Here is a 7,014-nt window from a genome sequence, read left to right as displayed (position 1 = left end):
ACGCGCTCCGCCGGGCTGCCGCCGCGGTAACTCCGGGAAAATGCCGCCCCCGTGTGACGCATCCCGCCCGCCGGTGTCCCACGGACAAGGGCACTCAGGTACTGGCCCGGGCGCCCTGCGAAGGCGCGGGGAAGGCCTGAGAGACGCCTGCAGCCCGTAGCCGCAAACCAGTCGCGGAGGTCCAACCATGAGATTCCCTCGCATTGCATGCCTGCTTGCCGTTGTCTGTGTTTCTCTCACCGCGGGTACGACGGCTCGCGCCGAGCTGCCACCCGTCTTTATTACGGCGTGGGGCGATTCCGGGACGGCCAACGGGCAGTTCAATGTTCCTTTGGGAATCACCACCAACGCGGCCGGCGATGTCTATGTCGCCGATTATCAGAATTTCAGGATTCAGAAGTTCGACAACGACGGCCTGTTCATCGCCGCCTGGGGAGACTCCGGGAGTGCTGCTGGTCAGTTCAGTTTCGCCACTCGTGTTGCGACCGATCTGAGCGGATTCGTCTACGTTGCGGATTACGGCAACAGCCGGGTTCAAAAGTTCAACAGTAGTGGCTCGTTTGTTCTGCAGTTGGGCTCGCCCGGGTTCGGTGACGGGGAGTTTCTGGGTGCTCCGAGCGTCGACATACATCTGACCACCGCATTCGTGGCCGATGGGGGAAACCGCATCCAAAGATTCGACAACGCCGGAAATTTCGAACTGGCCTGGGGCAGCCCGGGAACCGGACCGGGACAGTTCAGTTTGCCGTGGGACATGGCGGTCAGTCCATCGGGCAAGGTCTACGTCGCCGACTTCGGCAACCATCGCGTGCAGCGGTTCGACCTCGACGGCAACTACGAAACCGAGTGGGGCGCGGTGGGCATCTACGGCATCGAGACCGACATGGACGGCAACGTCTACATAGCGCAAAACGATACGCAGGCCGTTGTGGTACCCCAGATCGTCAAGTACGATGCCTCGGGTACCGTGCTTGCCCAGTGGGGTTCTCTGGGCGCGGGCAACGGTCAATTCGGCTATGTGGGCGACGTGGCGGTCGACGGCAATGGCAACGTCTTCGTGACGGACCCCGTCCATCACCGGATTCAAAAGTTTGGCGATGTCCCAACCACGGACCTGACGGTGGTCGTGTCGGCGCCGCCGAGGAGTGTGCTGTGCTCGGCGCAGATCAACGTGTCCGCCACCGTATCCAATCTCGGGAACCTGACCGCGGGCCCGTTCACGGTGACCCTGCGCGTGTCCCCCGACAACGTGATCGACGCCGCTGATTCGCTGCTGGCGTCGGCGGCATTCGACAGCCTGCCCGCGTTCACCGATTCCACCGTTGTGCTCGGCAACAACTACAACGGGCTGACCGGAAACGTGTACCTCGGGGTCACAGTGGACGAAGAGGATGCGGTGCTCGAAAGCGACGAGACCAACAACCAGATTGTCACTCCGTTCCAGTACGCGGTGCCCCGGATCAACACCGTGATCGACGTGCCGGGGGATCAAGGGGGCCTGGTTCATCTGAGCTGGTTCCGAAGCTACTTCGACGCGGTCCTGACCGGAGGCGAGATCACCGAGTACACGCTGTGGCGGGCCATCGACACCACGCCGCCGGCCGGGCACTGGGCCGACGTGGCGGCGGGCGCCACCATCCCAGGAGAGATCGGCAGCGTCATGCGCTTGAGCGCGGCAACTCCTCCGTACTTCTGGGAGCTCGTGGACACACAGCAGGCGTACTTCCTGCCGAACTACGCCAAGACCCTGCCGACGCTCTTCAACGTGACGGAGGCCGACAGCGGCTATCATTACTTCCTCGTGATCGCACACACGGGCGACCCGTTCACGTTCTACGTATCGTGCGTGGACAGCGCGCGATCCATCGATAACCTCGCGCCGGCGCAGCCGCAGAACCTGGTTGCGAGCCAGAGCGCCGCCGGAGAGCTCACGCTAAGTTGGAACGCGAATACCGAACCGGACCTGTCGCACTACGCCGTCTACCGGGGTGGCGCGCCCGAGTTCGTTCCCACGAGCGCCAACCGCATCGGCGCGCCTGCCTCCCCCGAACTGGTCGACGCGGGATGGACGTGGGACAGCGACTACCACTACAAGGTGACCGCCCTCGACGTGCACGGTAACGAGAGCGTGGTGGCGGTGCTGGGTCCGGGCGGTACCACCTCGGTGCTCGACCGGGTGCCGTCGCGAACCTACCTCGGCGCCAATCAGCCCAACCCCTTCAATCCTGTCACCCGCATTCGCTTTGGTCTCGAGCGCGCGTCGTTCGTCGAGCTCACGATCTTCGATGCGACGGGACGCGTGGTGCGCCGCCTGGTCTCGGGCCAGCGGGGCGCAGCCAACCATGTGGTGACGTGGAACGGAGCCAACGACCAGGGACAGCCGGTGGCGAGCGGGATGTACTTCTATCGTCTCAAGACCGGGCGTTTCAGCCAGACACGAAAGATGGTGCTGCTGAAGTAGTCCGCGGCCACAGGGCTCGTCCGCCCTCACATCCGGAACAGGTACTGGAACTTGACGAAGTAGATGCGATCGGTCTGCCGGTAACCGTCCTGGGTGATCTCGATCTCGCTGGTGTTGGGGTCGTCCTTGATCTCGGTGAACGAGTGTGACGAACCCAGGAAGAACACGGTGAACGGGTTGATCTTGTAGCTGATCAGGGGATCGACTGCGAACGAGCTGACGTCGTCCACGTACTCGCCGATCACGCGGAAGTACAGACGCCGGGTGAACTGGTAGGTAAGGCGCGCGCGGGAAACGAAGGTGTCGGCCACGTCCGGGCCGCCGTTCAGTTCGCTGATTCGGAACGACGCGTGGGTTAGCCCCACGAAGAACTGCGGCGTGGGTCGCAACTCCAGCCACGCGCCGTATGAGAACTGGTCGCCCAGGCGCGGGTTGTCGCGCTCACGGATGACACTGGGCCCCAGCCGCCAGTCGACGCCGGCGGACATGAACTTGCTGAAGTTGGAGTCGATGTCGACGTTCCAGCGCGCGATTCCTTCCACCAGTTCGCCGGCAAACACCTCTTCGCTCCACAGATAACTCGTCCACAGGTAGGTCTGGTGCTTGAAGCGCATCCACAGGCCGGGCTCCAGCCAGGTGTCCTTGAACTCCCCCGCGTAGTTGTACTTTCTCCCCACCGCGAACTGCGGCTCGAAGCGCTCGACCACCGGGTTGGTATCCCACTGGAACATGTAGCCGTTCCAGAAATTCGCGATGCGGTAGTTGTTGGACGTGATGAAGCCGCTTTCCGCGCGGAAGGTGGGCGAGAAATCCCCGTACCACAGTTCCGCGTTGTAGTGGCGCCCGTTGCGCGTCACCATGGTTTCGATGGCATGGCCGTAGAAGTTCTCGCCGTCGAAGGCGCCGGTGTACTCGTCGTCCTTGCCGAAGGCGATGTCGTTGAAATCGTCGGAGAGCAGGGTGTCCTCCGGTTCCTGCGTGTAGCTGCCGTGGACCTCGCCGAAGAAGGTGAAGTGCTCGTTGAGGCGCAGGCGGGTATCCACGCCTGCGGTGGTGTTGGAGCCGATACTGTCGCGCAGCCGGCGGTCGGTTGCGAAGAAGCCGATGAACGACTCCTCCATCACGTCGCGCTTGTAGCGCAGGAGGTTGGACCATGTGTCGCCCGCCAGCGCGCCGCCGCTCTGCTCCTCGAAGGGCACGATGTAGGGCGAGGTCTCGTCCATGGCGGTGAGAAACGTGAACGTGTTGCGGCTCGATTTTCCGGTGTACTTGCCCGCCGCGAGCGGGTCGTTGATGGACCGCGTGTAGACCACGTCGATCATGGAGCGGAAGCGGTCCGCGCCCTCCAGGAAGAAGGGCCGCTTCTCCTCGTAGAACAGGGCGAAGGTCTGGTTGGCATCGATCTGGGTGGCGTCCGCCTCGATCTGGCTGAAATCCGGGTTGTAGGTGACGTCGAGCGTGTGGTTGGGTGTCAGGCCGTACTTGACGCCGATGCCGGCCTCGCCCTCGCCGGGGTCGTTGCTCCAGTTCAAAGACGCATCGTCGAGGCTGGCCAGGTTTCCGGACTGGCTGGCGAGCACGTAGGGGAGTATCTCCAGGTTGCGGCTCTCGTTGATGTCACTCATGCCGTTCAGGGTGCCCGCCTGGCAGAAGAAGCAGTTGTCGTCGCGGGAGATCGGTGCCCACGAGTACTGCGCGCGGCTCTCGCGCGGGCGCGTTCGGAAAAAGTGAACCCCCCACTCCTGGCTGGGGCTGTCGGGAAAGCGGATGCTCCGGAAGGGAATCGAGATCTCGGCGGTCCAGCCGAAGTCCGTCAACTGGCCTCCCGAATACCACACCGCGTCGTAGCTGCTGTCCTCGTTGTTGCGCGAGCGGAACAGGTCTCCCTGGATGCCGCGCGGGTTTACGACGAAGAAATACCCGTTCTGCTGGTCGTGGAACGTGTCGATCACCAGCCCGGCCCAGTCGTCCGCGAACATGTTGTCGCGATCGGTCACCGAGGCGCGGATGGCGGCCGGGTTGTCGTCGTAGCACTTGAACCCGATATACAGGTTGTCGGCGTCGTAGGCGAGCCAGGCCTCGGTGTCCACCGGCGGGCGCGTGTTGTCGCCCGGTTCCACCTCGCAGAAGTTGCCGATACGCGTGGCGGACTGCCACATGGCCTCGTCGAGACGCCCGTCGATGTGGAAGGCCTGTCCCGCGCGCGCCACCGAAATATCGAGCTGGGTGTTGGGGGCGAAGGCCGCGCTCGACGCGTCCACCGCGCCACCGCCGGCCGGTGCGCCGGCCCGCAAGGGCGCCGCAATGGCCGCCGCGATGGCCGCCGCGATGGCAAGCAGGGAGATCCAGCTGGGGGGGCTGTGCGCGTTCATGGGTTTGGTGGCGGCCGGGAATTGTCCCCGGACACTTTCCCGGCCACCACCTTCTGCCTTAAGACGTATCCGGCGTGGGTGTGGTTTCCTGCAATCTCCACCCGGCCCCGTACGCGGAACGCACGGCGCCGAGGGCCGGGGCGCAGAGCGCACCCTTTCATAAGGTTAATAACAGCAATTTGTTACGATGATGGTGGAAAAGCCGCTTGTCCGGGAATGAGTATTGCACTAGAATTATTTTTAGTTATGACTAAAAGCACCCCGGCAGCAAGCGCCACCGCCCGGCTGACCCAGTCGATGGAGAACTACCTCAAGGCCATCTTCGAGATCGCCGAGCACGCCGAGCGCGCGTCCACCTCGTCGATCGCGGAACGCATGGGCATTGCGCCCGCGTCGGTGACCGCGATGGTGAAGAAGCTGGCCGAGCTCAACCTGGTCACGCACGAACCGTATCAGGGTGTGCAACTGACACCGGTGGGAGAAGTGGCGGCGGTGGAGGTGGTGCGGCATCACCGTCTCATCGAGAAGTATCTCGCGGAAGCACTGGGTGTCCCGTGGGACCAGGTGCACGACGAGGCCGAAAAGCTGGAGCACGTGATCTCCGAGGATCTCGAGGACCGCATCGCCACCGCGCTGGGTGACCCCACCGTCGACCCGCACGGCGCGCCCATCCCGTCGCGAGACGGCGCCATCGCGCGCGTGGCGGCGCGCCGCCTGTGCGACGTTCCCGCCCGCACGCGCGTAGTGGTGCTGGAAGTCGACGACCGCGACTCGGCCCTGCTGCGCTACCTCGGCCAGCGCGGCCTGTATCCGGGGACGGGGGTCGAGGTGCTGCACGTGGAACCGTACGGAGGGTCGCTGACGTTGCGCGTCGGCGACGGAGAGTTTTCAATCGGGCGAGAGGCCGCCGCCGAGATAAGGGTATCAACATGATGGGTTCGCCTCTGCTCAATCTGGTTCTGTTCGTCCTGGGCGGTGCCCTCGCCGCCGTCATCTTCTGGCCCGGGCGCGGCCTGTTCGCGCGCGGAAGGCGCAGCCGGCGGCTGGCCTCGCGCGTCGCCCTCGAGGACGCGCTCAAGCATATCTACAACCACGAGGTGCGCGAGGACACCTGCACGCTCACCAGTGTGGCGGGTGCGCTGGAGATCGCGGCCTCGCGCGCGGTGACGCTGGTGGAACGCATGCAGGAGCGAGGCCTGGTACGCGTGGTGGACGGACGTATCCTCCTTACCGACGATGGCCGCCGTTACGCACTCGAGGTGGTACGCGCGCATCGGCTGTGGGAGCGCTACCTCGCCGACGAAACCGGCGTCGATCCGCTCGAATGGCACATGCGGGCCGAGAGGCAGGAGCACACGCTCACCCAGGACGAGGCCAACGCGCTCGCCGAGCGCCTCGGCAACCCGCGTTTCGACCCCCACGGCGATCCCATTCCCGCCGCGGACGGTTCCGTGGTCGGCGATGCGCTGACGCCGCTGACGGTGCTGGAGCCGGGAGAGCGCGCGGTGGTCACGCATCTCGAGGACGAGCCGACGGTGGTCTTCGCGCAGATCATGGCGCTCGGTATCTACGTGGGCATGCAGGTGCGGATGGATTCGCGCACCGAGCAGCGCGTCGTGTTCGACGCCGACGGTCGCAAGGTGGTGCTGGCGCCGATGCTGGCGGCCAACATCTCCATTCGCCGCGCCGGCGAGGGCGAGGTTGCGACGGATGCAACCGCGACACTCGCGGCTCTCGAGCCGGGACAGGTGGCGGACGTGGTGCGGGTGAGTCCCGCGTGCATCGGTCTGGAGCGCCGCCGCCTCATGGACCTGGGCATTGTGCCTGGAACCCGGGTGGGCTACGAACGGCGCGGCCTGACCGGCGGCCTGTCCGCGTACCGCGTCCGCGGCACCATCGTCGCGCTGCGCGAGGAACAGGCGAAGATGATCGGCGTCGCCAATGTGGCGCCCGCCGCAGAGGAAGGGAGCACTGGAGGCTAGATGAACGAGAGCCGCAACACGACCGAGGACTGTCCGCCCAGCGCGTGCGCGGGGTGCCAGCACCACGCCGGCAACCTGGTGAGGCTCGGCGTCAACATGGACCGCTTCGACTACGTGGTGGCGCTGGCCGGAAATCCGAACACGGGCAAGAGCACGGTCTTCAACTCCATCACGGGGCTCAAGCAGCATACCGGCAACT

General features: G+C 64.9%; 5 protein-coding genes. 4 read left to right on the top strand and 1 reads right to left on the bottom strand.

The annotated features are described in order from the left end of the window. The first annotated feature begins 187 nt into the window (after nt 1-187). A complete protein-coding gene (locus OEX18_15290) occupies nt 188-2,461 on the top strand; it encodes a T9SS type A sorting domain-containing protein (protein ID MDH4338632.1) in 2,274 nt (757 codons plus the stop codon). Between the two features lie 26 nt (nt 2,462-2,487). Here OEX18_15290 and OEX18_15285 read toward each other — a convergent pair whose 3' ends face one another. After that, nucleotides 2,488-4,833 (bottom strand): carbohydrate binding family 9 domain-containing protein, encoded by a 2,346-nt coding sequence (locus OEX18_15285; protein ID MDH4338631.1) that lies wholly within the window; start codon nt 4,831-4,833, stop codon nt 2,488-2,490. 246 nt (nt 4,834-5,079) lie between these two features. Here OEX18_15285 and OEX18_15280 point away from each other — a divergent pair, with 246 nt between their 5' ends. The 3 genes from OEX18_15280 to OEX18_15270 form a co-directional block, all read left to right on the top strand. Continuing rightward, complete coding sequence (locus tag OEX18_15280) at nt 5,080-5,766, top strand: metal-dependent transcriptional regulator (protein ID MDH4338630.1); 687 nt, start codon at nt 5,080-5,082, stop codon at nt 5,764-5,766. Then, the gene (locus OEX18_15275) at nt 5,763-6,815 is read left to right on the top strand and encodes a metal-dependent transcriptional regulator (protein MDH4338629.1); all 1,053 of its coding nucleotides are present in this window, start codon (nt 5,763-5,765) and stop codon (nt 6,813-6,815) included. The genes OEX18_15280 and OEX18_15275 overlap by 4 nt, the downstream gene beginning before the upstream one ends. Next, on the top strand, nt 6,816-7,014 hold a 199-nt coding region (locus OEX18_15270; protein ID MDH4338628.1), incomplete at its 3' end, for a 50S ribosome-binding GTPase. It lies immediately after the preceding gene.

It is taken from the genome of Candidatus Krumholzibacteriia bacterium (assembly GCA_029865265.1).
Taxonomy (GTDB): Bacteria; Krumholzibacteriota; Krumholzibacteriia; order WVZY01; family JAKEHA01; genus JAKEHA01.
Note: the sequence above shows the minus strand (reverse complement) of the source record. Positions and strands in the feature narration are given on the sequence as shown.